This window comes from Streptomyces sp. UC4497 (genome assembly GCF_054871485.1).
The window spans coordinates 160,824-184,905 of sequence record NZ_JBTYHB010000008.1 but is presented as its reverse complement, the minus strand read 5'-3'; the positions used below and the strand labels follow the sequence as shown (position 1 = coordinate 184,905).

The window sequence follows — 24,082 nt, the reverse complement described above, 5'->3', positions numbered from 1 at the left end:
TGCGGATCTCATGCGGAGTGCCTTTCTGCTTCCCGCGGGGACGTGGCGGCGACCCACACGGAGTTGGAGACGGCGAGCGAGGAGGCGTGCGAGCGATTGCACGAGGCCCAGAAGTAGGGGTCGTCGCTGGAGGCGTGCAGCTCGGCGCGGTAGTGGCCGGGGAGCGGCCGCGGGTCGGTCACGCGGATGCGCGCGGGACCACCGGCCTCCACCGGTTCCATGTGCCAGAGCAGCCCGCCCCGCAGGATGAACAGCACGGCGGGCCGCGGCGTGTCGACGTCCACGTCGAGGTGAACGGGCCCGCCCGGCGACACGGCCACGGTCCCACCCATCGCGCACTCGCCGGAGTCACTACGCGCGGACAGCCGCAGCCCGGCCCCGCGCGACACATACGCCTCGCCCGCCCGCAGCGCGCCGAGGATGCCCTCGCGGCTGCGCTCCGCCCGTACGACGGTGGTGACTTGGCCGAGCCGGTGTTCGGGCTTCTGCGGGTGGTGGCAGTCGGTGCCGGCGACGCCGGTGATGCGGTGCCCGGCGGCGAGCAGCCGGTCCCACAGTCCGACGGCCGCGTCGTTGTTGGCGCCCTGACCGAAGTTGTCGATCTCCAGGAGGTCGACGTCGTCCCAGGTGTGGTCGTCCCTGCGCCACGCCTGGCGGCCGCTGAAGGGATGGTTGACACCCACGAGCCCGTCCTGGGCATGCACCTCACGGGCGGCATCGGCGAAGTCCCAGCCCTCGGCGTCGACGTAGGTGCCGGGCCACCGGGACAGGCCGTGCAGATTGGCGTGGCCGAAGTGGGAGGTCAACTCGATGGACCGCAGGAGTACGAGCCCGTCGGCGGCCCCCTCCTCCTCCAGACGCGTGAGTTCCGCCCAGTGACTCGACGTGAAGTGGTCACTGACGGCGAGGAAGTCGAGCCCGCCGGCGCGGGCGGCGTCCAGCAGGGCGGGGAGGTCGGCGGAGCCGTCGCTGTGGAGCGAGTGGGAGTGGAGCTCGCCGCGGAGCCAGGTGGGAGGTGACTGCGGTGCCGATGCCGCCCGCTCACTTCGCGTACGCACTACGGGTGCGACGGCAACGTCCGCGACATCCGCATCCGCATCGCCCACGTACACCCGCAGCTCATAGCTCCCGCCCTGCGTGAACCGGTCGAGGTCGATGCGGATGGTCCACTCCCCGGCGGGCAGCGGCCCCGCATGACACCCGAGGTCGGCGCGGTCCTCCCCCACCTCGAAGGACAGCCGGCGGGGCCCGGGGTCACCGGGGCACTGCACATGGCCGCGCAGGAACCCTTCGGGGTCGAGGGCGGCCGCGTAGAGCTGGAAGCAGTCGGTGACCTTCTCGAAGTCCAACTCGACGCGGAGCGTGCCGACGCCCTCCGGGAGGGCGAGGGCACGGTCCAGATACTGCTCCGCGATCGACGTGGGGTCGATGGTGCGGGTCTCCCGCAGAACACGGCGGCTGCTCACCCGGCCTCCTTGAAGTGCACCATGAGCGCCACCGGCCCCCGGCGATCACCCGGGCCGCGCAGACTCGCTCACCAACTTGCAAGAACGTGCGCATAGTTGAGCACGCTTCTTCGCGGCGCGCCAGCGAGTGCGCAGAATTGTTCGGTGGGCCGGGTGGTGCCGTCCGGCCGTCACGCCGTAGCCGCCGCCTCCCGGATTCGCGGCTCGAACTCCCGGCGGACATACGCATCGAACGGTGCCGTCAGTGCGCCATCAATGACCCGCCGGATTCCGTGCTGCGCCGCGAACTCCTTGAGCGTCACGCGGGATTGGGGCCCCACTCCCCCGCCGATGATCAGCACCCCGAACTCCCCGGTCTCAAGGAGTCCTTGCGCCTCGTCGTCCGTGCTCACCCCTTCCGCCTCGTACCCGTCGGCACGCAGCGTGGCCAGTACCTCTGTCACCCTCGCGGGCGTCCTTCCCAGCACAAGTGTCTTCATGGGGCGAACCTAGAAGCTCAATAGGACTTGAGGTCAAGTCCTGCCGCCGCCTGTGCACGGCGGCGTCTACGGAGGGCGGCGTAGGAGGTCAGGACGACCACGACCGTGAGCAGGCTCGCGGCGAAGTCCGCGCGGGTTGCCGGGAGGATCGCCATCGCGGCGATGACCACGACCATGGCGGCGATCGTGAAGTAGCTCAGGTATGGGTAGCCCCACATCTTGAGGGTCAGGGAATCGGGGTCCTCGCGTTCCAGGCGCTTACGCAGGCGGAGTTGGGAGAGGGCGACCAGGAGGTACACGAAGAGGGCGACGGCTCCGTAGGAGTGCACGATGAAGGAGAAGACGGTGTCCGGGGAGACGTACGCGAAGACCACGGCCACGTAGCCGAGGACCGTGGCGAGGAGGATGGCTCGGCGTGGGACTCCGCTGGGGCTGAGTTTCGTGAGGCCGCGTGGTGCCTCGCCCTCGCGCGTCAGGGCGAAGACGATCCGGGACGCCGAGTACAGGCCGGCGTTGAGCGAGGAGAGGACTGCGATCAGGATCAGGATGCGCATCATGGTGTCGGCGCCGGGGATGCCGATCTCCTGGAGTGCCGCGATGTACGGGCCGCCGTTCAGCTTGTCCGAGCTCCACGGGACGATCGCGACGACCAGGAAGATCGAGCCCACGTAGAAGAGCAGGACGCGCAGGACGACGGAGCGGGTCGCCCGCGCGACGTTGCGGCCCGGTTCCGAGGATTCGGCGGCCGCGAGCGCGGCGATCTCGGCGCCGGTGAAGAAGCCGACCGCCGGGATGATCGATGTGAGGACCGGGCCCACGCCCATCGGCAGGAAGCCGCCGTGTGCGGTGAGGTTGTCGACGCCGCCCGCGTCGTGGGCTCCCGGCCACAGGCCGACCACGAAGACGAGGCCGATGACGAGGAACACCGTGATCGCGGCCACCTTGATCGACGAGAACCAGTACTCGAACTCGCCGAAGGTCTTCACCGACAGCATGTTGACCGCCGTCAGGATCAGCATCAGGGCGAGGCTGATCGTCCAGAGTGGGAGGCCGGGGAGCCAGGCGCGGACGAGTTCGGCGCCGGCGACCGCTTCGAGGGCCACGACGTTGACCCAGAAGTACCAGTACAGCCAGCCGATCGTGAAGCTGCCCAGCGGGCCGAGGGCCAGGCGGGCGTAGGCGTGGAAGGAGCCGACGGCCGGGCGTGCCACCGCCATTTCGCCGAGCATCCGCATGACGAGGATGACCAGGCCGCCGGCGAGCGCGAAGGAGATCACGGCGGCGGGTCCGGTGTCCTGGATGACGACGCGGCTGCCGACGAAGAGTCCGGCGCCGATGACACCGCCGATCGCGATCAGGGTCATGTGGCGCTGTTTGAGGGCGCTGCGCAGACCGGGGCCGCCGGAGGGCTCGGTCGTGCCGTCGTCCCGCAGGGATCTGTCGCTGGTGTCCGTCACGTCCGCCTCTTCTCCGTCGCTCTGGCGTGGGCCCGTCCGGCGGCGCCGGCACATGATGATCATGTGGCGGCGCCGTCGGACAGTTTTGGCACGCCATCGGGGCGACAGGACGCGTTCAACGAACCGTTCACACGGTCGAAACGAACGGCGTCTCAGGCCACGGCGCGGGCGACCGCGGCCCTCAGGCCCCCGCCAGTTCGGCCACCTCCGCGGCCGTCAGCGTCTTCCCGTACACCCGGAAGTCGTCGAGCGCGCCCTTCAGATACGGGTCGGCGTACTGGGACTTGCCGAGGTATCCGGCGCGGATGTGGTTGCCGAACATGTCCGGCTGCGCGGTGACGTGCTCGTTGCGCCCCTTCTCCGCGCCGTCGACGTACAGCACGGCCGTGCCGTTCCCGTACGTCAGCGCCACGTGCACCCATGTGTCGGTGGGGAGTTGGGCGATGTCGATGCGCTCCTCCGCCCCAGCGCCGCCTGCGGTGATCGCGAACCGAAGGGTGTCGGTGTCGGAGCGTGGGGTCAGGAACAGGTTGGCGGAGGCCCCGCTGCCGATGTCGAAGATGCGGGTCCACGTCGCGGGCGCCCCGTCGAGCTTCACCCAGGTCGCCAGCGAGTACGTGGTCGCGCCGGCCAGTACGTCGTCGGCCAGCTTCACGTAACCGTCCGAGCCGTCGAGGGCGACCGCGCCGGCCACCTTCCCGCCGGCCGTCCACGAGGCGCCGCCCAGCAGTTGGGCGGTCTTGCCGTTGCCCGTGGCGTCGGCGGCGGTCGTTCCGGAGGTCTCGTCGAAGCGGTGCCAGGCGGCGAACTCCGGTGGCGGGGGCGGCGGTTCACCCGTCAGCCAGTAGGCCGTGTAGTACACGTGGTGGGTGCGGGCGATGGGCAGCAGGGTGACGTTCTCGTCGTCGGCCCGCGCCGTGAACCGCATCGGCGCGGCGGCCGTCTGCTTCACCGACTTCGGGTCGAGCCGGGGCATCCGCATCGCGCCCCGGTCGCCGTACTGTCCGGCGAGCACCACCGGCCCGTACAACACGGCCTGTACGTCCGGGTCGTCGGGCGTCGGCTCGATGGCGAGCCGCATGGGGAGGGTGACCTCGATCCGGTCACCGGTCTTCCAGCGGCGGCGCAGCGCGAACCAGCTGCCCGCCTTGGGCCGGTCGCCGAGGGCCCGGCCGTTGAGCGTGACACGCGCCCCGTTCGTCCAGGACGGGATCCGCACCCGCAGTTCGTGCTCGGCGGCGCCCGCCGTGACGGTGAGCGTGGTGGACGCCTTGTCGGGGAAGCCGGTCGTCTGCCGCCAACTCACTCCCTTGGCCTTCCACTTCACCTCCGCCGGCACGAACAGGTTCACGAGGAGCCGCTCGTCGTCGTGCGAGAAGACGCTCTCCGCGAACTTCGCGTGCGTCTCCATTCCACTGCCGTGGTCGCAGGAGAAGTTGTCGTAGTCGGTGGAGTACGCCTTGGGGTCCTTGCCCATGAAGGAGGGCTGCTGTTTGTACGAGCCGGGCGCGAGGCCGGTGTAGTAGATGTTGAAGCCGTGCGCGGAGTCGGGGTCCTGCTCGCCGAGCATCTGGTTGAACAGCGTGCGCTCGTAGTAGTCGAGCAGGTCGACGCGGTGCGGCGCGTGGAAGTGCATCAGGCGGGTCAGCTTGAGCATGTTGTAGCTGTTGCAGTTCTCGCAGCAGCCGTTGGAGAGCTGGGCGGCGATGGCGTCCGGCTCGTGGAAGGCCTCACCGTTGCTGTTGCCGCCGATGACGTACGTGTGGTGGTCGGTGACGATCTGCCAGAAGTTCTCGGCGATGGTGCGATAGCGGTCGTCGAGGCCCTCCTCCCAGAGGCGCAGGGCACCCACCATCTTGGGTATCTGCGTGTTGGCGTGCAGTCCGGCGAGCTTGTCCTCGTTCTTGGCGAGCGGGTCGAAGACGACGTCATGGGTGAACCGTTCGGCGACCTTCAGCCAGTTGGTGTCACCGGTGATCTCGTGCAGATCGGCGAACACGTCGTTCATGCCGCCGAACTCGGTCTGGAGCACCCGCTGCATCTGGTCGTGGCTCAGCGCCCCGGTCCTCTTGTCCACCCAGGCGGCCTGCCGCAGCACCACGTCGAGGGCCTGCTCGCTCCCGGCGAGACGGTGCTGGTCGACGAGCCCCGCCATGATCTTGTGGATGGTGTAGTACGGCGCCCAGACCCCGGACCCGGCTTCGAGGCGGTCGAAGAAGCTCTCGGGGAACGCGGACAGATATCCCTTACCGAAGCCGGCCTTGGGCGAGGCATCCTGACACTCCGCGAGAGCGGCGACCAGCTTGCGCCCCTTGTCGCGGGCGCCGGTGTCGCCGGTGTTGGCGTACGTCAGCGCGAGCCCGGACAGCAGATGTCCGGTGCTGTGCCCGCGCAGCTCCACGTCGGGTGCCTCCCAGCCGCCACAGGGCTCGGCGTCGGACGGCAGGCCGACGTTCTTCCTGAAGGTGTGCAGCAGCCGGTCGATGTCGACGAAGTGCAGATAGGCGGTATTGCGTGCCTGGTTGTCGCGGAAGACACCGGGCAGCAGGGCGACGGCGTCGAGAGGGAAGGGCTCGACGGCGCCCGTCGCGGCTCGGGGTGCGGCATCGGTACCGGACGCCGGGCTCGCGTACGCCGCCGTTCCCAGGGTGGTGGGCAGCGCGGCGGCTGCGACCCCGGTGGCGGCGACAGCGATGAACTGCCGTCTGCCAGGGGTGACTTGCGGAGAAGACGATCCGTTGGATCTCTCGGTGCGGCTCACGTCGTGCTCCTCGCGCGGCTATTTGTTCGCGATTTCGGACAGTGAACGGAACTCCGGACGCGAAGATTAGGCTCGCCGCACACCATGGTCAACACCCCGCACACCGCTCCCACGCACACCGGCCCGCCACCGGGACAGGGATCACGGTTAGCCTGCCACCGCGGCGATCCACCGCCGCCACCGTTCCGCCCCGACGAAAGAGCCGTGAACATGAGCACCACCGCCCGCGCCACCGTGCAGCACGAGGACGAGCGCACGCGGGTCACCCGCTGGGACTTCGAGCCGGGGCAGAGCACCGGCCGCCACGTGCACGAGTACGACTACGTCGTGGTCCCGGTGACGGACGGCCACACCGATGTCATCACCCCGGACGGCACGGTCACGCGCAACGAGCTGTTCTCGGGCCGCTCCTACGCGCGTTCGGCGGGCAGCGAGCACGAGGTCGTCAACGCGGGCCAGGAGCCGCTGGCCTTCGTGGAGGTGGAGCGCAAGTAACACCCCACCGCAAACGGCGCTCTCTCACACCTTGCGCCCGACCCCGCACACCGCCGCCTCGACCGCCGACGCCTCGGGCCGCGGCGCGTCGGGGTCCGGGCGCCAGGCCGATGTATTGACGATTCCCGGTTCGACGAGGTCGAGGCCGTCGAAGAACGCGGCGATCCGCTCCGGTGACCGCAGGTGATAGGTGTGCACCGACTGCTGGTTGTAGCCGGCGACCGCCGTGTTCAGCGCGTCGTTGTTGTTCGTGCCGTCGGTCAGGGCCAGGTAGCTGCCGGGCGGCAGCGCGTCGAGCAGCGTGGACACCACTTCCGCGGGGCGGTCCTCGTCGGACAGCTGCCCCATGATGCTGAGCAGGGTCAGCCCGATCGGCCGGTCGAAGTCCAGGGTCTCGGCCGCCTGGGCCAGGATCCGCTCCGGGTCCCGCACATCGGCGTCCAGATAGGCGCAGGCACCCTCGGGGGTGCTGGTGAGCAGGGCCCGCGCGTGGGTCAGGACCAGCGGGTCGTTGTCGACGTACACGATCCGGCTGTCCGGGGCGATGCGCTGGGCCACCTCGTGCGTGTTGTCGGCGGTCGGGAGGCCGGTGCCGATGTCGAGGAACTGCCGGATGCCCGCCTCTCCCGCCAGGTACCGCACCGCGCGCACGAGGAACTGCCGTTGCAGCCGCGCGACGGTGGCGAACTCGGGGAACGTGGCGAGGATGGCCTCGCCCACCTCGCTGTCGACGGGGTAGTTGTCCTTGCCGCCCAGCAGGTAGTTCCACACCCGGGCGGAGTGCGGACGGTCGGTCTGCAGCCTGTCGCGGAGTTCGCCATGCGTGTGATCCATGGCTTCAGCTTCACACACAACACGGCCGGTGCACCGATGAGTTCGGGGCCCGGGAGCGGTCTGCACCGGTATCACCACGGCATGCCACCCGAGGAGGACTTTCCGTGATCGACCTGAAGCCGGCGTGTAGCCGGATGACCGATGTACTGACCGGTGTGAGCGACGAGCAGCTGTCCGGGCCCACCCCCTGTTCCGAGTACTCCGTGCGCGAGCTCATCACCCACGTCGACGAGGCGGCGCGGGCGTTCACCGGCTTCGCCCGCAAGGAAGCGCCCCTGTCCGCGGAGCCGGGCGACTGGCGGGAGAGGACGGCGAAGAGCGTGCGGGCGCTCGGCGATGCCTGGGACGACCCGGAGGCCTGGCGGGGCGAGACGGACGGGCCGGGGTTCACGCTGGCGAACGAAACGTGGGGGAAGGTCGCGCTCACCGAGATGGTGGTGCACGGCTGGGACCTCGCCAAGGCCACAGGACAGCCCTTCGACCTGCCCGAGGAGACCCTGCGCGCCTGCCACGACCACGTCAGCGGCTTCGTGACGGCGGCGCCCCTGCCGCAGCTGTGGGGGCCGCCGGTCGAGACACCCGATGACGCGCCGCTGATGGACCGCATCGTGGGCTGCACGGGGCGCCGCCCCTGACCCTGCTCCCCGTGCACTCTGCACAGTCACCTCCGTCCCACCGGGCACTGCGCCCATCCCACCCCTTCGACGGCCGCCGTAGCGTGCGGGCAACCGCAGTCGCTTGGAGGTTCGATGGCCGCCGCACGCGCCGTCGGGGTGGACGACCACGCCCTGACCAGAGTGCCCACCACCGCCCGTTACAGCTGGTGGTCCGTAGCCCTGCAGCGATTCGGGCAGATCTCCGGGCTCAGCCAGTTCGTGCTCGGCGCGACGCTGGGCTTCGGGATGGACTTCTGGACTGCGTTCTGGGCGCTCACCCTCGGCTCGGTGATCGTCGAGGTGCTCTCGATCTTCGTCGGGATCATCGGCGTACGAGAGGGCCTTCCGACGTCCGTGCTCGCGCGCTGGACCGGCTTCGGACGCGTCGGGTCCTCGCTGATCGGGCTCGCGATCGCGCTGAGCCTCATCGGCTGGTTCGGCATCCAGTCGGCGATATCGGCCGACGCGCTCGCCGGGCTCGTCGGGGTGTTCCCCGCGCCCGTGTGGTCGGTGCTGTTCGGGCTCGGCGTGACGGCCGTCGTGCTGTGGGGCTTCGGCTCCATGAACTGGGCCGCGTACGTGACCGTGCCCGCGTTCCTGCTGCTCGTCGGCTGGTCCACGGTGCACGAGCTGGCCCGCTTCGACATCGGGCACCTCGTCGCCTCCGCGCCGCCCGGGCCGCAGCTGTCCCTCGTCCAGGGCACGACGCTCGTGGCGGGCGGCGCGATCGCGGGCGCCATCATCACGCCCGACATGACGCGCTTCAACCGGTCCACCGCCGACGTCGTCAAGCAGACCGTGGTGGGCATCTCGCTCGGTGAGTACGTGGTCGGGCTCGCCGGAGTGCTCCTCGCGCACGCCACCCGGTCCGCCGACGTGACCGCGATCGCCGTGTCCTCGGTGGGCTGGGTCGGGACGCTCGTCGTCATCATGGGCGCGCTGAAGATCAACGACTGGAACCTGTACAGCTCCGGTCTCGGGGTCGTGAACTTCATCGAGTCGGTCTTCGGCCGCAAGGTCAACCGCGCCACCGTCACCGTCCTCCTCGGTGTCATCGGCAGCCTGCTCGCGGCGGCCGGCATCCTCGACCGGTTCGCCGACTTCCTGACGCTGCTCGGCGTCGCCTTCCCGCCCATCGCGGGCGTGATGATCGCCGAGTACTTCGTGGTCAAGCGGTGGCGCGGCGACCTTGAGGCCTCACGGGCCTCGGGCACGCTGCCCGCGACCGCGCCGACCTGGGTCCCGGCGACGCTCGCCGTGTGGGTGCTCGCCTTCTGCGTCGGCGAATACGTCGACTGGGGCCTGCCCAGCATCAACTCGGTCGTCTTCGCGTTCGTCGCCTACATCGTGCTGGGCCGGCTCGGCCTCGTACGCGGCGTCGGTGTGTCCCGCGACATGGGAGCCGGTGCGCCGGTGTCCGATGAGACCCCGGGCGTCGCGAGCGGCGACACCCCCGACTCCCCCACCCCTCACGTCTCCGCCGCCTCCAGCGGCGCCTCCCGCTAAGGAGAGAGTTCCGTGCGTATCGGAATCGATGTCGGCGGCACCAACACCGACGCCGTCCTGCTCGAAGGATCGCGGGTGCTCGCCACCACCAAGTCCGCGACCAGCCAGGACGTCACGTCCGGCATCGTGTCCGCGCTCGAGGCGCTGCGCGCGCAGCACGCCTTCGACCCGGCGGCGGTCGGCGCCGTGATGATCGGCACCACCCACTTCCTCAACGCGCTCGTCGAGGCCCGCGGCCTCGCCCCGACGGCGGCGCTCCGCCTCGGCCTGCCCGCGACGTCCGCGCTGCCCCCGTTCGTGGACTGGCCGGAGCGCCTGACGCGGGCCGTCGCCGGGCGGCCGTACCTGGCGCACGGCGGGCACGAGTTCGACGGGCGGAAGATCGCCGACCTGGACGAGGACGAGCTGCGCCGGCACGCCGCCGACATGGCCTCCCACGGCATCAGGTCGGTGGCGATCTCCTCGGTGTTCTCGCCGGTCAGCGACGAGTTCGAGGTGCGCGCGGCGGAGATCCTGCGCGCCGAGCTGGGCCCGGACGTGGCCCTCTCGCTGTCCCACGAGATCGGCCGCATCGGCCTCCTGGAGCGGGAGAACGCGACCGCGGTGAACGCGGCGCTGCGCGAGCTGGCCGCCGGGATCGTCGACGGTCTCGCCGGTGCGGTCGCCGGGTTCGGCATCACCGCGCCGCTGTATCTGAGCCAGAACGACGGCACGCTGATGGACCTGGAGTACGCGCGCCGCTACCCGGTCGCCACCTTCGCCTCGGGCCCGACCAACTCGATGCGCGGCGCCGCGGTGCTGTCCGGTCTCGACACCTGCGCGGTCGTCGACGTCGGCGGCACCACCAGCGACGTCGGCGTTCTGGCGCAGGGCTTCCCGCGCGAGGCGGGGACGGCCGTGGACGTGGCGGGGGTGCGCACCAACTTCCGTATGCCGGATGTGCACAGCATCGGCATCGGCGGCGGTTCACTGGTCGTCGAGGACGGCGGCCGGGTCGCGGTCGGCCCGCGTTCGGTCGGCTACCGGCTCACGGACGAGGCCCTGGTGTTCGGCGGCTCCACACTGACCGCCACGGATGTCGCGGTGGCCGCAGGGCTCACGGACATCGGCGACCGCTCGGCCGTCGCGCACCTCGACGCGCGCCTGGTGAAGGAGGCGCTCGACACGATCGCCGCCGACATCGCCCGCGCGGTGGAGTCGATGCGGACGTCGCCCGAGCCGCTGCCGGTGGTCGCGGTGGGCGGCGGTTCGGTCCTCCTCCCGGACACCTTGCCGGGCTCCGGAACGGTCCACCGGCCCGACCACTTCGCGGTCGCGAACGCGATCGGCGCGGCCATCGCGCAGGTCGGCGGCGAGGTCGACCGGGTCTACGCGATCGACGCGGGGCGCCGCGAGACCGTGCTCGACGAGGCCCGGCAGGAGGCGGTCGACCGGGCCGTCGCCGCGGGCGCGAACCCGTCCGGGGTCCGCATCGTCGAGTTCGACGAGGTCCCCGTCCCGTACCTGCCGGGCAACGCCACCCGGATCCGCTGCAAGGCCGTGGGCGACCTGCAACAGGTCGACTGAGCCCCGCGGCCCCACCCACGTAAGGAGAGCACGAGCACATGAGCTGGACCCTGGGCCTCGAGCAGCTGGACGACCTGGCGCGCGGCGCCGCGATCCTCGGCACCGGAGGCGGCGGCGACCCGACCATCGGCCGCCTCCTCGTCCGCGAGGCGATGCGCGAGCACGGTCCGGTGACCGTCCTCGACCCCGACGAGGTCGCCGACGACGCGTTCGTCATCCCTGTCGCGAACATGGGCGCGCCGACCGTGATGGTCGAGAAGCTGCCCGGCGCCGACGAGCCGGTGGCCGCGCTGCGCGCCCTGGAAACGTTCACGGGCCGCAAGGCCGACGCGACGATGCCCATAGAGTGCGGCGGCAGCAACTCACTCATTCCCTTGATCGTCGCGGCCCGCACGGGCCTGCCGGTCGTCGACGCGGACGGCATGGGGCGCGCCTTCCCCGAACTCCAGATGGAGACCTTCCACGTCTACGGGATCCCGGCCTCGCCGCTCGCGATGGCCGGCGAACACGGCGAGACCTGCGTGTTCGACACCGGCAAGGACACCAAGCGCCTGGAGGACCTGGCCCGCCGGGTCACGGTGGGGCTCGGCGGCGGGGCGGCGATCGCCGAATACTCGATGACGGGCGAGCAGCTCAAGCGCACGGCGGTGCCGCGCACGCTGTCCCTCGCGCTGTCCCTCGGCCGGGCGGTCCGTGAGGCGCGCGAGGCACACCGGGACCCGGTGGAGGCGCTCGGCGAGGCGGTGGGCGGCACGATCTACGGCCACCTGCGGGTGCTGTTCCGCGGCAAGGTGACCGATGTGGAGCGCCGCACGGAGGGCGGCTTCGCGCGGGGCCGCGCCACGTTCGCGGCGTTCGAGGGCGACTCGGCGCTCGAACTTCGTTTCCAGAACGAGCACTTGGCGGCGCTCCGTGACGGCGAGCCGATCTGCGTGGTCCCGGACCTGGTGTGCGTCCTGGAGGCGGACACGGGCGAGCCCATCACCACGGAGGCGCTCCGCTACGGCCAGCGCGTCACGGTGATCGGCATCGCGGCACCGGCCATCATGCGCACCCCGGAGGCACTGAACGTCTTCGGCCCGTCCTGCTTCGGCCTTCCGTACGAGTTCCGTCCGGTGGAGGACATCCTCCCGCGATCGGGCTCCTGCTGATCGCCGGGCTGGCCGCAGCGGCGGGTGCCCATTTCAAGCCCCTGCAGGGGGCACCTCCCAGCGGTAGCTGGGGGAGATTGAGCAGCGGGGCCCGGGGCGGAGCCCCGCGACCGTAACCACGGCGCTGCCCGCGCACGCCCAGTGGCCCGCTGCGAGAATCAGGGGCGTGCCCCACACCATCGCCGCCGAAGACGTCCCCGCCCTGGTCACCGGCGTCAACGTCCTCGGCTGCGGCGGAGGCGGCGACGCCGCGGCCTTCGCCTCGATGCTGCGCCACTCACTGGGCGGGACCGGCACGATCACCTGGCAGGAGGCCGGTTCCCAGGACCCCGTCATCGTCCCGGTGGGCGTCGTGGGCGCGGTGAACGTACTGAGCGAGAAGCTCCCGAACGGCCAGGAGTTCCGGGAGGCCGTCGGCGCGGTCGCCCGCTGGGCTGGCGGCCCCGCCCCCGACGCCCTGATGGCCGTGGAGGCGGGCGGCCCCAACGCCCTCACCGTGCTGCTCGCCGCACTCGACCTCCGCCTCCCCGTCGTCGACGTCGACCTGATGGGCCGCGCCCTCCCCCGCCTCGACCAGCTCAGCTGGGCCGTCCGCGGCCTCCCGGTCACCCCGTGCGCACTGGCCGAACCGGGCGGCCAGATCCTGGTCGTGGACCGCACGGACGCGCGCGGCCTGGAACGCACGGTGCGCGGATTCCTCACGGCGGCGGGCGGCTGGGCCGCACTCGCGCTGGCCCCGGTACGGCTGAGCGCGGTGCGCGACGCCTGCGTCCACGGCTCCCTCTCCCGGGCCCTGGCCCTGGGCCGCGCGCACGCGGAGCTTCCGCACCGCCCGGACAGGGACGCCGTGGAGACGGCGCTCGGCTGCAGGGTGCTCGCGGCGGGCCGGATCCGGGAGGTCGCCCGCAGCGAGGGCCCGGGCTTCGGGCGCGGCAGTGTCACGGTCACGGACGCCGCGTCCGGCGCCGTCGTCCGCCTGGAGACGGAGAACGAGATCCTGCTCGCCCTGCGCGACGGCGAGCTCGCGGCGACCGTCCCCGACGTCATCTGTCTCCTGGACCGCCGCACGGCAATCCCCGTGGCCATCGACCGGGTGCGCCCCGGCCAGGAGGTCATCGCGGCGACCCTGCCCGGACCCGGGTTCTGGCACCGCCCAGACACCGAGCCGTACGTCTCGCCCCGGGCGTTCGGCCTGGACGCGGGGGTCGTCGGATTCGAGGCGGCCACGACATGACCAGTACGGCCCGAAGCGGCGCCAGAAGTGGTTCCTCCGGCGGTGTCTCCCTTTCCGCGATGCTCGCCCACCCCACGTGGCACGACGTCACCCTCCTCGCGGGCCCCGAGGACTCCCGCACTGTCCAACACCCCGTAGCCGCACAGGACTTGGCACACCCGCTGCCCGAGGAGCCCGTCGATCGGCTCCTCGTGCTGCTCGGCGGCGCCGACCGCGGCGACTGGCGGCTCGACGCGCTGCTGCGCCGTGCACACAGCGCAGGTGTCGCGGCGCTGCTGGTCCCAGGAGTGACGGCGCTCCGCATGTCGTCGACGCTGCTCGCCGAGCGGCTGCGACTCCCCGTCCTCGGCTCCCCCGACCCACTGGCCGCGTACCTCGCCCTGGAGCGGATGACCGCCGAACCGGGGCTGCTGCGCGCCGAGTCGACCCTGCGCACCGCGCAGGTGTGTGCCCGAGCGGACGAGACCGTGGACGCGCTCCTCACCGATCTGGGCGCGCTGCTGCACCGCCCGGTCGCCCTGCTCACCGCGGACGCCCGGCACCTGGCGGGCGACCCGGCGACCGTGGCACCCGCCGAACAGGAAACGGTGGCGCGGCAGTTGACGGGTCCGCCGCTCCCCCGCCCCCTCGACCTCCCCAGCGGCGCCCGTCTCCTCACCCACCCCGTCGGCACCGAACGCGTCCCGCCCCGCCTCGCCGTGCGCCTGCCCGCCCGGCTCGCCCCCGAGGCCGACGCGGTGGCGGCCGCCCTGGAGGTGGCGTCCGGCGCCGTACGGGAACGGCTCGCGCTGCGCCGCCTCGACCTGGAACGCAGCGCCCGCCACCGCACCTCCCTGCTCGGCGAGCTGCTCCGCCCGGCGGGCGGCGAGATCCCGGACGCGGTGCGCCGGCACGCGGTCGAGTTCGGCTGGCGCCTCGACGGCTGGCACACCGGCATCCGCATCGGCACCGGACCCGACGTGGACGTGGCGGGCCTGCGCGCCGAGGTCACCGACGCGTTCGCGGCGGAGCGGCTCGGCGCCCAGGTCGTCGAGCAGGGCGACGGCTGGTCCGCCTGGACCAGCACCGACCAGGAACCGTCGACCAGCGACATCGAGCGGCACGCCGCCGCCGTGCGCCGCGTGCAGCGCCGCCTGCCTGAGGTGCTGCACGCGTACGTGGGGGTGGGACGTGCCCATCCGGGTCCCACCGGCATCGCCCGCAGCCTGGGCGAGGCAGCCGACGCGGCGCGTCTGGCGCAGGGCCGGGAGGCGAGCGGCCGCTTCTTCCACGTCGACCGCCTCGGCCTCGCCCAGCTCCTCCTCGCCTGGACCCGCACGGACACCTTCCAGCCCGCGGCCCGCTCCCTGCTGGAACCGCTGTCCGGCGAGCCCGGCGACCTGGTGCGCACCCTCACCGCGTATCTCGACGCGGAGTCCTCCACCGCCGAGACCGCGGCGATCCTCGGCGTGCACCGCAACACGGTCGCAGCGCGCATCGCCCGCGTACAGCAGCTCCTGAGCGTGGACCTGGCGGATCCGGACGAGCGCCTGGCCCTGCACCTGGCGTGCCGGACGGCCATGGACGGATGAATCAAGCGGAACAGGAAACGACCCCAACAAACGAACTAGGACACGATCCGACCTACTTGCTGGCTACCGTGACGGAACCGAACACCAAGCGGGCATTCCACGCGAGAGGCGAACACCATGACCACCAGCGAGCCGACCCCCCAGGCCCCCACCGTCACCGTCACTGGCGAACGGGCCGACATCTTTGAGTCGTTGGCCAAGCAGCGGCACTTCCTGGCCTTCACCACGCGGGATCTGACGGACGACCAGGCCCGGCAGCGGACCACGGCGAGCGAGTTGTGTCTCGGCGGTCTGATCAAGCACGTCACCGGGGTGGAGCGCGGCTGGGTGAGCTTCATCCTCGAAGGCCCGGCCGCCATGCCGGACTTCACGGCGATGACCGAGGAGGACTTCGCGGCCCGGGCGGACAGCTTCCGGCTGCTGCCCGACGAGACGCTGGCCGGCGTGCTGGCCGACTACGAGAAGGCCGCGGCCGCGACCGACGAGCTGGTGGCGACCGTGCCCGACCTGGACCACAAGTGGCCGCTGCCGAAGGCCCCTTGGAACGAGCCGGGCGCGGAGTGGTCCGTGCGCAGGGTCCTGATGCACATCGTCGCCGAGACCGCGCAGCACGCGGGACACGCGGACATCATCCGCGAGTCCCTGGACGGCTCGAAGAGCATGGGCTAGCACTCTCCCTGTCCCCACCGTCACGGCGCGCTCGCGTGGGCGCGCCGTGCGGGCTCATGCTTCTCCCGCGGTGAGTCGGTCCTTCGGGGCGTTGGCGGGGACCGGGTCGGAGGGGCCGCGGCCGTGGTTGCGGATGAGGGCCACGCCTATGAGGGCGAGGAGGGAGGCCGCGGAGAGGGTGTAGAGACCGCCGTTGGTGCTGCCCGTGGTGTCCTTGAGGTAGCCGAAGAGGGTCGGTGAGACGAAGCCGCCCAGATTGCCCAGCGAGTTGACGAGGGCCAGGCCCGGAGCGGCGATCTTCACGTCCAGGCCGTGCTGGGCCATCGGCCAGAACACACCCGCGGCCACCTTGCCACCGACCGCGGCCAGCGTGATCGCGACCAGCCCGAACCAGGGCGATCCGAGGGTCGCCAGGAAGGTGCCGAGCGCCGACAGGACCAGCGCCGCGGCCAAGTAGGGGCGCCGGTCGGGGAGTCGGTCGGTGAAGTGGTTGGTGGTGTACATCGCGACGACGGCGCAGATCCACGGGATCGCGGAGAGCAGTCCGACCTGGAAGGGCGACAGTCCGCCGATCTCTTCCACGAGGCTCGGCAGCCAGAAGGTGATGGCGTAGCCGGTGAGCGCCATGGCGAAGAACACGCAGGTCAGCGCGGCGACCTGCCCCTGGAAGAGGAGCTTGATGCCGCTGGTGCCGGGGGCCCGGGTGCGCTCCTGCCGGTCGCTCTCGACCGCCGAACTCAGCGCCTCCTTCTCCTCGTCGGTCAGCCAGCGGGCGTCACGGATGCGAGAGACGAGGAAGAATCCGGCGAAGATGCCGAAGACGATCGAGAAGCCGCCTTCGAGCGCGAACATCCAGCGCCATCCGGCGATGCCGCCGACGCCGTGCATCTCCAGGAGGGCTCCGGTGATCGGCCCGGTCACGATGTACGCGGTGGCCGAACCGCCCAGGAAGATCGCGCTGGCCTTGCCCCGGTGGGAGTTCGGCAGCCACTGGGTGAAGTACAGCATGACGCCGGGGAAGAACCCCGCCTCGGCGACGCCGAGCAGGAAGCGCAGCCCGTAGAAGGCCCACACGTCGTGGATGAAGCACATGCCGAGGATCACGGCGCCCCACGTGATCATGATCCGGGTGAGCCAGACACGTGCGCCGAGCCGCTCGAGGAGCATGTTGCTGGGCACCTCGAACAGGGCGTAGCCGATGAAGAAGAGGCCGGCGCCCAGTCCGTACGCGGTGGCGCTGACGCCGACGTCCGCACGGAGGTCGTCCTGGACGAAGCCCACGTTCGTCCGGTCCATCTGGTTGATCACCAGCATCAGGACGAGCACGGGCAGCATTCTGGTCAGGAACTTCCGGATCGCACGCTCCTCAGCGGTGCGTTCGGCCGCCGCCGCGGCCCTTTCGGCCCGGGTCTTCCACTTGAACGGTTGCGCGGCCATGCGGGCTCCCAAGTCTGGTGCCTCGTGGGGACGTTGGTTCGCGTTTCTGAATACTGATCAAGATCGTGGGCAATCTACGGACCGACCGGCACAGCGTCAATGGATCACACAGCATCAGTGATTCACGCATGTGAAAGGCCTTGTCAGGCCGCCCGTCGGGCCGCCCGTCAGGCCCGTGGGGATCGGTCAGACTGTTCACGGATACGAATCATGTGCTCTGATCTGAATGCCCGTCGCTCCCGCGAACAGACCACCGGACAGCCACTGACAGCCACCGGACAGCCGCCAGACAGAAGGGCCCGAGACATGAAGTCGCCCACCGCTCCCCCGGACGCCAGCACCCGCATCCGTGAACTCATCGTGACGCCCATCGCCTTCGCGGACCCTCCCCTGCTCAACGCCGACGGGGTGCACGAGCCCCTCGCGCTGCGCTGCGTCCTCCAACTCGTCCTGGAGGACGGCACCGTCGGGTTGGGCGAATCACCCGGCGGCAGCGCGCGGCTCGCCCGCCTGGAGCGGGCCGCGAAGATGCTGCCGGGCCGGGACGTCTTCGACACCACGGCCCTGTGCTCTGCCGTCGACGACGCGCTGAGCGCCGACGTACCGAGCGCGCACGAGCGCGGCTGGACCACCTCGGCGATCGAGGTGGCCTGCCTCGACGCACAGGGCAAGCTCACCGGCCGCCCGGTCAGCGACCTCCTGGGCGGCGCGGTGCGCGACAGCGTGCCGTTCGCCGGATATCTCTTCTACAAATGGGCCCAGCACCCCGCCCTCGACGGACGAGCGGCGATCGCGGACGAGTGGGGGGAGGCGCTCACTCCGGACGGCATCGTCGCTCAGGCGCGGCGCATGCGGGAGCTGTACGGGTTCGAGTCCTTCAAGCTCAAGGGCGGCGTCTTCGCGCCCGACGAGGAGATCGCCGCCGTCGAGGCGCTGCGCGACGCCTTCCCGGACGCGCCGCTGCGCCTGGACCCGAACACGGCCTGGACAGTGGAGACTTCGGCATACGTGGCCCGGCGCCTGGCCGGCACCCTGGAGTACCTGGAGGATCCGACCGGGACCATCGCGGGCATGGCCGAGGTGGCCCGCAGGTCCCCCATGCCGCTGGCGACCAACATGTGTGTGATCGCCTGGGAGCATCTGCGCCCGGCCGTGCGGGAGGACGCCGTCCAGGTCCTGCTCACCGACCACCACTACTGGGGCGGACTGCGCCGCACCCGTGAACTCGCCGCCGTTTGCGAGGCGTTCGGGCTCGGCCTTTCCATGCACTCCAATTCCCACCTGGGTATCAGCCTCGCCGCGATGACGCACGTCGCCGCTTCACTGCCTCGCCTGGACCACTCCTGCGACACCCATTACCCCTGGAACGCCGACAGCGACATCGTGGAGCCGGGCGTTCTGAAGCTGGAGAACGGGGCGGTTCGCGTGCCCACAGGGCCCGGGCTCGGTGTCACCCTCGACCGTGACGCGCTGGAACGGATGCACCGCGTCTATCTGGAGTCCGGCATCCGGGACCGCGACGACTCCGGCTACATGCGCCGTGTCCAGCCGGACTTCCGGCCGGGGCTGCCCCGTTGGTGACCGCGCCCGGCCATTGGCTCGGGCGGCACAAGCGTCGATGATGATGACCATGACTTCAGCACCGAACACACCCGGCGCGGGGAACGCGTCGACGCTCGATCTGGCGGCCGCGCTCGCCACCGGCTCCGTCCGTGTCGTCGACCTCACGGCGCCCCTCTCCTCCGGGACGCCGATCCTGCCGCTGCCCGAACCGATGCACCCGATACCCCACTTCGAGCTGGAGCGGCTCAACGACTGGGACGATCCCGGTGAGATCTCCTTCCAGAACCACATCCACACCGGCGAGCACGTGGGCACCCACTTCGACGCTCCGGTGCACTGGTCGTCCGGGCGTGACCTGGAGGACGTGGGCAGTGTGCCGGCGACGCGACTCGTGGGCCCCGCCGCGGTCGTGGACAAGTCGGCCGAGTGTGCCAAGGACCCCGACTACCTGCTCGGCCTCGACGAGTTGAAGGCGTGGGAGCGTGAGCACGGCGCGCTGCCCGAGGGCGGCTGGCTGGTGTACCGCACCGGTTGGGACGCCCGCTCCGACGACCAGGCGGCCTTTCTCAACGCCGACGACAACGGCCCGCACACGCCGGGCCTCACCCCGGAGTGCGCCCGCTACCTGGCCGAGGAGACCGGCATCGTGGGGATCGGCGTGGAGACCGTCGGCACGGACGCGGGTCAGGCGTTCCGCTTCGAACCGCCCTTCCCCGTCCACCACTTCATGCTCGGCAACGGAAAGTACGGCGTGACGCAGCTGCGGGGCGTCGGGGAGCTTCCGCCGGTCGGTGCGGTACTCGTGGTCGCGCCGCTGCGCATCGTCGGCGGTTCCGGCAGCCCCGCGCGCGTCCTGGCGCTGACTCCCGCCGCGGAAGGCAAGTGAGCATGCTCGTACGGGAAGCCATCGGCCGCGAGCTCCACCGGCTGGGTGTGCGCACCGCGTTCGGCGTGGTGGGCAGCGGCAACTTTCATGTGACGGGCGCGCTCGTGGCCGCGGGCGCGCGCTTCGTCGCGGCGCGGCACGAGGGTGGCGCAGCCGTCATGGCGGACGCGCACGCCCGCACCAGTGGCGAGGTCACCGTCCTCTCCGTGCACCAGGGCTGCGGCTACACCAACTCCCTCACCGGGGTGGCCGAGGCCGCGAAGAGCCGTACTCCGCTGCTGGTCGTGACGGCGGAGGCGACCGAGCGGACCTCGAACTTCCACGTCGATCAGCCGGCGATCGCCGAGGGCGTCGGGGCGGTGTCGGCGCGGGTCCGCTCCGCGCGCACGGCGCTGGACGACGTCACCCGCGCGTTCCGACTGTGCGCCGAGGAGCGCCGCACGGTGGTCCTCAACGTCCCCATCGACGTACAGGACGAGGCGCTGCCCGAGGACGCGGTGGCCCCTCGGCGCCGCCCGGCCCCCGGCCTGCCGCGCCCGGCCGCGGCCGACGCCGAGGGCTTCGCCGAGCTGCTGCGCCGCGCCGAACGGCCGGTGTTCGTGGCGGGCCGCGGTGCCCGTTCCGGCGAGGCGGGGGAGGCGATCGCTGCGCTCGCCTCGCGGACGGGCGCGCTGCTCGCCACGTCCGCGGTGGCGCGCGGGCTGTTCAACGGGCGGCCGGGCGAGGAGTGGTGCCTGGACGTGGCGGGCGGTTTCTCCACGCCGCTGGCCGCGGAACTCATCTCGGGCGCCGATCTGATCGTGGGCTGGGGCTGCGCCCTGAACATGTGGACCATGCGGCACGGGCGCCTCATCTCGGAATCCGCGAAGGTGGTCCAGGTGGACGTCGACCGCGACGCCCTCGGCCGCACCCGCGACATCGACCTGGGACTGTGGGGCGGCGTCACGGAGACCGCGCACGAGGTCGCCGCGCTCCTCGCGGACGGTCCCGCGGCGGGCGGCTACCGCACGCCGGACGTCGCCAAGCGGATTGCCACCGAGGGCCGTTGGCCCCACGTCCCGTTCGAGGACGGCACGGGCGACGGCCGCATCGACCCTCGGGCGCTCACCCTCGCGCTCAACGGCATGCTCCCGGCCGAGCGCACGGTCGCCGTCGACTCGGGAAACTTCATGGGCTACCCGAGCATGTACCTCGACGTGCCCGACCAGTACGGGCTGTGCTTCACGCAGGCATTCCAGTCGATCGGCCTCGGCCTGTCGACGGCGATCGGCGCGGCGCTGGCCCGGCCGGATCGGCTCCCGGTGGCGGCCTGCGGCGACGGCGGATTCCTCATGGGCGTCTCGGAGTTGGAGACGGCCGTGCGCCTCGGCCTGCCGCTCCTGGTGGTGGTCTACAACGACGCCATGTACGGGGCCGAGGTCCACCACTTCGGCCACCCCGGCGAGGCGGCGGACCTGTCCACGGTCACCTTCCCCGACACCGACATCGCGGCGCTCGCCCGCGGCCACGGCTGCGCGGCCCTCACGGTGACGGGGCCGAAGGACCTGGATCCGCTCGCCGAGTGGCTCACCGCCCCGGACCGGCCGATGGTGATCGACGCCAAGACGACGCGGGACGAGGGCTCTTGGTGGCTGCAGGAGGCGTTCGGCCACTGACCATTCACCCGGCCTCACAGGTCGGCCACCGACTTCCGCCCGGCCTCACGGTCGGCCACTGACACCCGCCCGACCGCTCGGGAAGGGCAGCAGCGACCCCCGCCGGAAATCGCTTCCGAACATCGGCGGGGGCCACACACGAGAAAGCACGGCTCCCCTTCGCGCGCTTCCTCGTCTGTTCCGTCCGGTGGCGCCGCGGGACCGCGGGAGGAAGCCCCAGCAGGCACACCTCGGACGGAGAACCACAGTCGCGTTGTCGGCGATGCGACTGTGGCGTCTTCTACCAAGTTGCCCGGGGACCAGGGGCGTTGAAGAGGGTAACCCTCTTCGGCGCATCCAAACGTATGGCACATGCCAGAGGCGTCTCAAGTATTCGTTTGCGCCGTCATGCGGTGGTGTCGGCCGAATCCCGCAGCAGTTGCGTGAGCGCGCGGGCCGCCGCGCTCGGCGGGCGGTCCGCCGGGGTCGCGAGGTAGAGCGACCAGCCCAGGTCCGCGTCCGTCACCGGCAGGACGGCCAGGCCGTGCGCGGTGTCGGCGAGGAAGCGCGGCACCAGGGCGACGCCCAGGCCCGCCCTGACGTAGTCGGCGCTGGTGGCGAGGTCCGTGATCTCGATGGTGACGTGGCGCGGGACGCCCGCCGTGGCGAAGGCGCGGTCGGCGACGGAGCGGTTGCCGTAGCCGACGGGACAGTCGATGAACCGCAGCCCGGCCAGTTCGCGGATCGCCACGCCGTCCCGCCCGGCGAGCGGATGGTCGGCCGGCACCACGAGGTCGAGGGTCGAGCCGGCCAGCGGCGTCAGCTCGACCTCGGCGGGACTTGCCCCCGGCAGGGACACGAGGGCAAGGTCGAGACGGCGTTCCGCGAGCGCCGTGAGATGTCCCTGGGACCCGGTCGGCGCGACGGTGATCTGCACCTGGATGCCCGGATGACGTCGGTGGAACTCGCCCAGCAGACCCGGCAGATCGATCAGCCGGATCGATGTGAGGGTGCCCAGGCGCAGGGTGCCGTGCAGCGCGCCCCGCACCTCGGCCACGGCGTCCGCCGCGTCGCGCGCGGCCTCCAGGACGGTCCGGGCGCGCGGCAGCAGCGCCCGCCCCTCGTCGGTCAGCAGCACCCGCTTGGAATTGCGGTCCAGCAGCCGCGCGTCCAGCTCCCGCTCCAGCGTTTTGACGGCGGCGGAGACCGCGGACTGGACGATGTGCAGACGGGCCGCCGCGCGCGTGAAGTTCTGCTCCTCCGCGACGGCCACGAAGTACTCGAGATGACGTAGTTCCACTCGTCGACTATCGCAGCAACCATCTGCCTTCGCGATCGTCACCAGCGCGAAGATTCGTTGGACGTGATGGCTGCGCGCGCGGAGAGTGGAACGCACCCACCCGCACCAGCCCACCCGCACCTCCCCGAGCCGAACGGACTCCTGCCCCATGGCCACGCCGACGCGCGCCCGCACCCCGTCCCACTCCCCCACCGCACGCCCCGCCGCCGGTTCACGCCGACACGGCATCGGCTTCTGGATCGTCGCGCTCGCCTTCCTCACGTCGATGGCGTTCTCGACGGTGCCCACCCCGCTGTACCCGCTCTACGAGGAGCGGGACGGCTTCTCGACCTTCATGGTCACCATCGTCTTCGCGGTGTACGCGGTGGGTGTCGTGGTCAGCCTGATGCTGGCCGGGCACGTGTCGGACTGGGTGGGGCGCAAGAAGATCCTGCTGCCGGCGCTCGGCCTGGAGTTCGTCGCCGCCCTGCTGTTCCTGTCGAGTCCGGAGCTTCCGGTGCTGCTCGTCGGCCGGTTCGTGTGCGGTCTCGGTATCGGCATGCTCAGCGCGACGGCCACCGCCCACCTGGCCGAACTGCACGGCGCGCACCGTCCTGACGCATCCCCGGGGCGCTTCGAGACGGTGTCGACGGCCGCCAACATCGGCGGACTGGGCCTCGGCCCGCTGGTCTCCGGTTTCCTCGCGCAGTACGTGACGGCTCCGCTGCGGCTGCCGTATCTGGTGTTCGCCGTCCTTCTCGCGGTTGTGACAGCGGCCCTGTCCTGCGTCCCGGAGACCGTGCGCGAGCTGCCGGTCAGGCCGCGCTACCGGCCGCAGCGGGTGAGCGCCGACCATGGCGACCGGGCCGGGTATGTGGCCGCGGCGGCCGGCGCGTTCGCGTCCTTCGCGGTGTTCGGCCTGTTCTCGTCGATCGCCGCCGGGTTCGTCGCGAACACTCTGCACCACCCGTCGCACCTGCTGGCCGGGGCGATCTCGTTCCTGGTGTTCGGGGGCGCGGCCCTCGCCCAGATCCTCACCAACCGCCTCGCGCCGCGGACGAAGTCGACGCTGGGGCTGCTCGCGGAGGGCGCGGGCTTCCTCACGCTCGTCGTCGGGATGCACACCGCCGACCTCGCCACGTTCCTGGTGGGTGGTGCGGTCGCGGGCGTCGGGGCGGGGCTGCTGTTCAAGGCGGCGGTCGGGGCCGTGGTCGCGATGGCGGCTTCCGCCCGGCGCGGCGAGGCGCTCGCGGGCCTGTTCCTGGTCGCCTATCTGGGGCTGAGCGGTCCGGCCGTCGCCCTCGGCGTCGCCACGCTCTCGCTCACGGCGACCTCGGCGATGACCTGGTTCGCCGTGGCCCTCTTCGCGCTCCTGGCGACGGTCGCCGTGCTCAACCGCCGCTCGCACGGCGGTCGTTGAACGACACCAAGACACCAC

The 24,082-nt window shown here is 71.4% G+C and carries 19 protein-coding genes; 12 read left to right on the top strand and 7 right to left on the bottom strand.

The genetic code is table 11. The features are described 5' to 3' along the window. Positions 1-8: 8 nt before the first annotated feature. From ACYSUO_RS14050 to ACYSUO_RS14035, 4 genes are all read right to left on the bottom strand, one after another. Entirely contained in the window at positions 9-1,466 is a 1,458-nt protein-coding gene (locus tag ACYSUO_RS14050; protein WP_461776413.1) for a CehA/McbA family metallohydrolase, read from the bottom strand. Positions 1,467-1,636: 170 nt separating this feature from the next. Further along, positions 1,637-1,945: a hypothetical protein gene (locus ACYSUO_RS14045; protein ID WP_461776412.1), complete on the bottom strand. Its 309-nt coding sequence runs from the start codon at positions 1,943-1,945 to the stop codon at positions 1,637-1,639. Positions 1,946-1,962: 17 nt separating this feature from the next. Next, positions 1,963-3,402, bottom strand: a complete 1,440-nt coding sequence (locus ACYSUO_RS14040) for an amino acid permease (protein WP_461776411.1) — start codon at positions 3,400-3,402, stop codon at positions 1,963-1,965. Positions 3,403-3,583: 181 nt separating this feature from the next. Next, positions 3,584-6,163 carry a beta-L-arabinofuranosidase domain-containing protein gene (locus ACYSUO_RS14035; RefSeq protein ID WP_461776410.1) on the bottom strand — a complete coding sequence of 860 codons (2,580 nt, stop codon included), beginning with the start codon at positions 6,161-6,163 and terminating at the stop codon, positions 3,584-3,586. A gap of 210 nt (positions 6,164-6,373) precedes the next feature. Between ACYSUO_RS14035 and ACYSUO_RS14030 the strand changes: the two genes are divergently transcribed. Then, the gene (locus tag ACYSUO_RS14030) at positions 6,374-6,658 is read left to right on the top strand and encodes a cupin domain-containing protein (RefSeq protein ID WP_266725248.1); all 285 of its coding nucleotides are present in this window, start codon (positions 6,374-6,376) and stop codon (positions 6,656-6,658) included. A gap of 24 nt (positions 6,659-6,682) precedes the next feature. Here ACYSUO_RS14030 and ACYSUO_RS14025 read toward each other — a convergent pair whose 3' ends face one another. Beyond that, positions 6,683-7,492 carry an SAM-dependent methyltransferase gene (locus ACYSUO_RS14025; protein WP_461776409.1) on the bottom strand — a complete coding sequence of 270 codons (810 nt, stop codon included), beginning with the start codon at positions 7,490-7,492 and terminating at the stop codon, positions 6,683-6,685. Between the two features lie 104 nt (positions 7,493-7,596). On the opposite strand from ACYSUO_RS14025, the gene ACYSUO_RS14020 reads away from it, so the two are divergent. The 7 genes from ACYSUO_RS14020 (at position 7,597) to ACYSUO_RS13990 (ending at position 15,845) form a co-directional block, all read left to right on the top strand. Further along, entirely contained in the window at positions 7,597-8,127 is a 531-nt protein-coding gene (locus tag ACYSUO_RS14020; RefSeq protein WP_461776408.1) for a TIGR03086 family metal-binding protein, read from the top strand. 114 nt (positions 8,128-8,241) lie between these two features. After that, positions 8,242-9,654 carry a purine-cytosine permease family protein gene (locus tag ACYSUO_RS14015; protein ID WP_461776407.1) on the top strand — a complete coding sequence of 471 codons (1,413 nt, stop codon included), beginning with the start codon at positions 8,242-8,244 and terminating at the stop codon, positions 9,652-9,654. A gap of 12 nt (positions 9,655-9,666) precedes the next feature. Then, the gene (locus ACYSUO_RS14010) at positions 9,667-11,220 is read left to right on the top strand and encodes a hydantoinase/oxoprolinase N-terminal domain-containing protein (RefSeq protein WP_461776406.1); all 1,554 of its coding nucleotides are present in this window, start codon (positions 9,667-9,669) and stop codon (positions 11,218-11,220) included. Between the two features lie 38 nt (positions 11,221-11,258). Next, positions 11,259-12,371, top strand: a complete 1,113-nt coding sequence (locus ACYSUO_RS14005) for a DUF917 domain-containing protein (protein ID WP_461776405.1) — start codon at positions 11,259-11,261, stop codon at positions 12,369-12,371. A 166-nt stretch (positions 12,372-12,537) separates the two neighbouring features. Further along, entirely contained in the window at positions 12,538-13,605 is a 1,068-nt protein-coding gene (locus ACYSUO_RS14000; protein WP_461776404.1) for a DUF917 domain-containing protein, read from the top strand. Beyond that, entirely contained in the window at positions 13,602-15,176 is a 1,575-nt protein-coding gene (locus ACYSUO_RS13995) for a PucR family transcriptional regulator (RefSeq protein WP_461776403.1), read from the top strand. The genes ACYSUO_RS14000 and ACYSUO_RS13995 overlap by 4 nt, the downstream gene beginning before the upstream one ends. Before the next feature lie 117 nt (positions 15,177-15,293). Beyond that, positions 15,294-15,845 carry a DinB family protein gene (locus ACYSUO_RS13990; RefSeq protein ID WP_461776402.1) on the top strand — a complete coding sequence of 184 codons (552 nt, stop codon included), beginning with the start codon at positions 15,294-15,296 and terminating at the stop codon, positions 15,843-15,845. 54 nt (positions 15,846-15,899) lie between these two features. On the opposite strand, the gene ACYSUO_RS13985 is transcribed toward ACYSUO_RS13990, so the two are convergent. After that, positions 15,900-17,282, bottom strand: a complete 1,383-nt coding sequence (locus ACYSUO_RS13985; RefSeq protein ID WP_461776401.1) for an MFS transporter — start codon at positions 17,280-17,282, stop codon at positions 15,900-15,902. A gap of 306 nt (positions 17,283-17,588) precedes the next feature. Between ACYSUO_RS13985 and ACYSUO_RS13980 the strand changes: the two genes are divergently transcribed. From ACYSUO_RS13980 to ACYSUO_RS13970, 3 genes are read left to right on the top strand one after another with little or no spacing between them, the layout of a single operon-like run. Then, positions 17,589-18,863, top strand: a complete 1,275-nt coding sequence (locus tag ACYSUO_RS13980) for a glucarate dehydratase family protein (RefSeq protein ID WP_461776400.1) — start codon at positions 17,589-17,591, stop codon at positions 18,861-18,863. 49 nt (positions 18,864-18,912) lie between these two features. Further along, positions 18,913-19,731 (top strand): cyclase family protein, encoded by an 819-nt coding sequence (locus tag ACYSUO_RS13975; RefSeq protein WP_461776399.1) that lies wholly within the window; start codon positions 18,913-18,915, stop codon positions 19,729-19,731. Between the two features lie 2 nt (positions 19,732-19,733). Continuing rightward, positions 19,734-21,386 (top strand): thiamine pyrophosphate-binding protein, encoded by a 1,653-nt coding sequence (locus ACYSUO_RS13970; protein ID WP_461776397.1) that lies wholly within the window; start codon positions 19,734-19,736, stop codon positions 21,384-21,386. A 385-nt stretch (positions 21,387-21,771) separates the two neighbouring features. On the opposite strand, the gene ACYSUO_RS13965 is transcribed toward ACYSUO_RS13970, so the two are convergent. Next, a complete protein-coding gene (locus tag ACYSUO_RS13965) occupies positions 21,772-22,665 on the bottom strand; it encodes a LysR family transcriptional regulator (protein WP_461776396.1) in 894 nt (297 codons plus the stop codon). Between the two features lie 148 nt (positions 22,666-22,813). Between ACYSUO_RS13965 and ACYSUO_RS13960 the strand changes: the two genes are divergently transcribed. Then, a complete protein-coding gene (locus ACYSUO_RS13960; protein WP_461776395.1) occupies positions 22,814-24,064 on the top strand; it encodes an MFS transporter in 1,251 nt (416 codons plus the stop codon). The last annotated feature ends 18 nt before the right edge of the window (positions 24,065-24,082 follow it).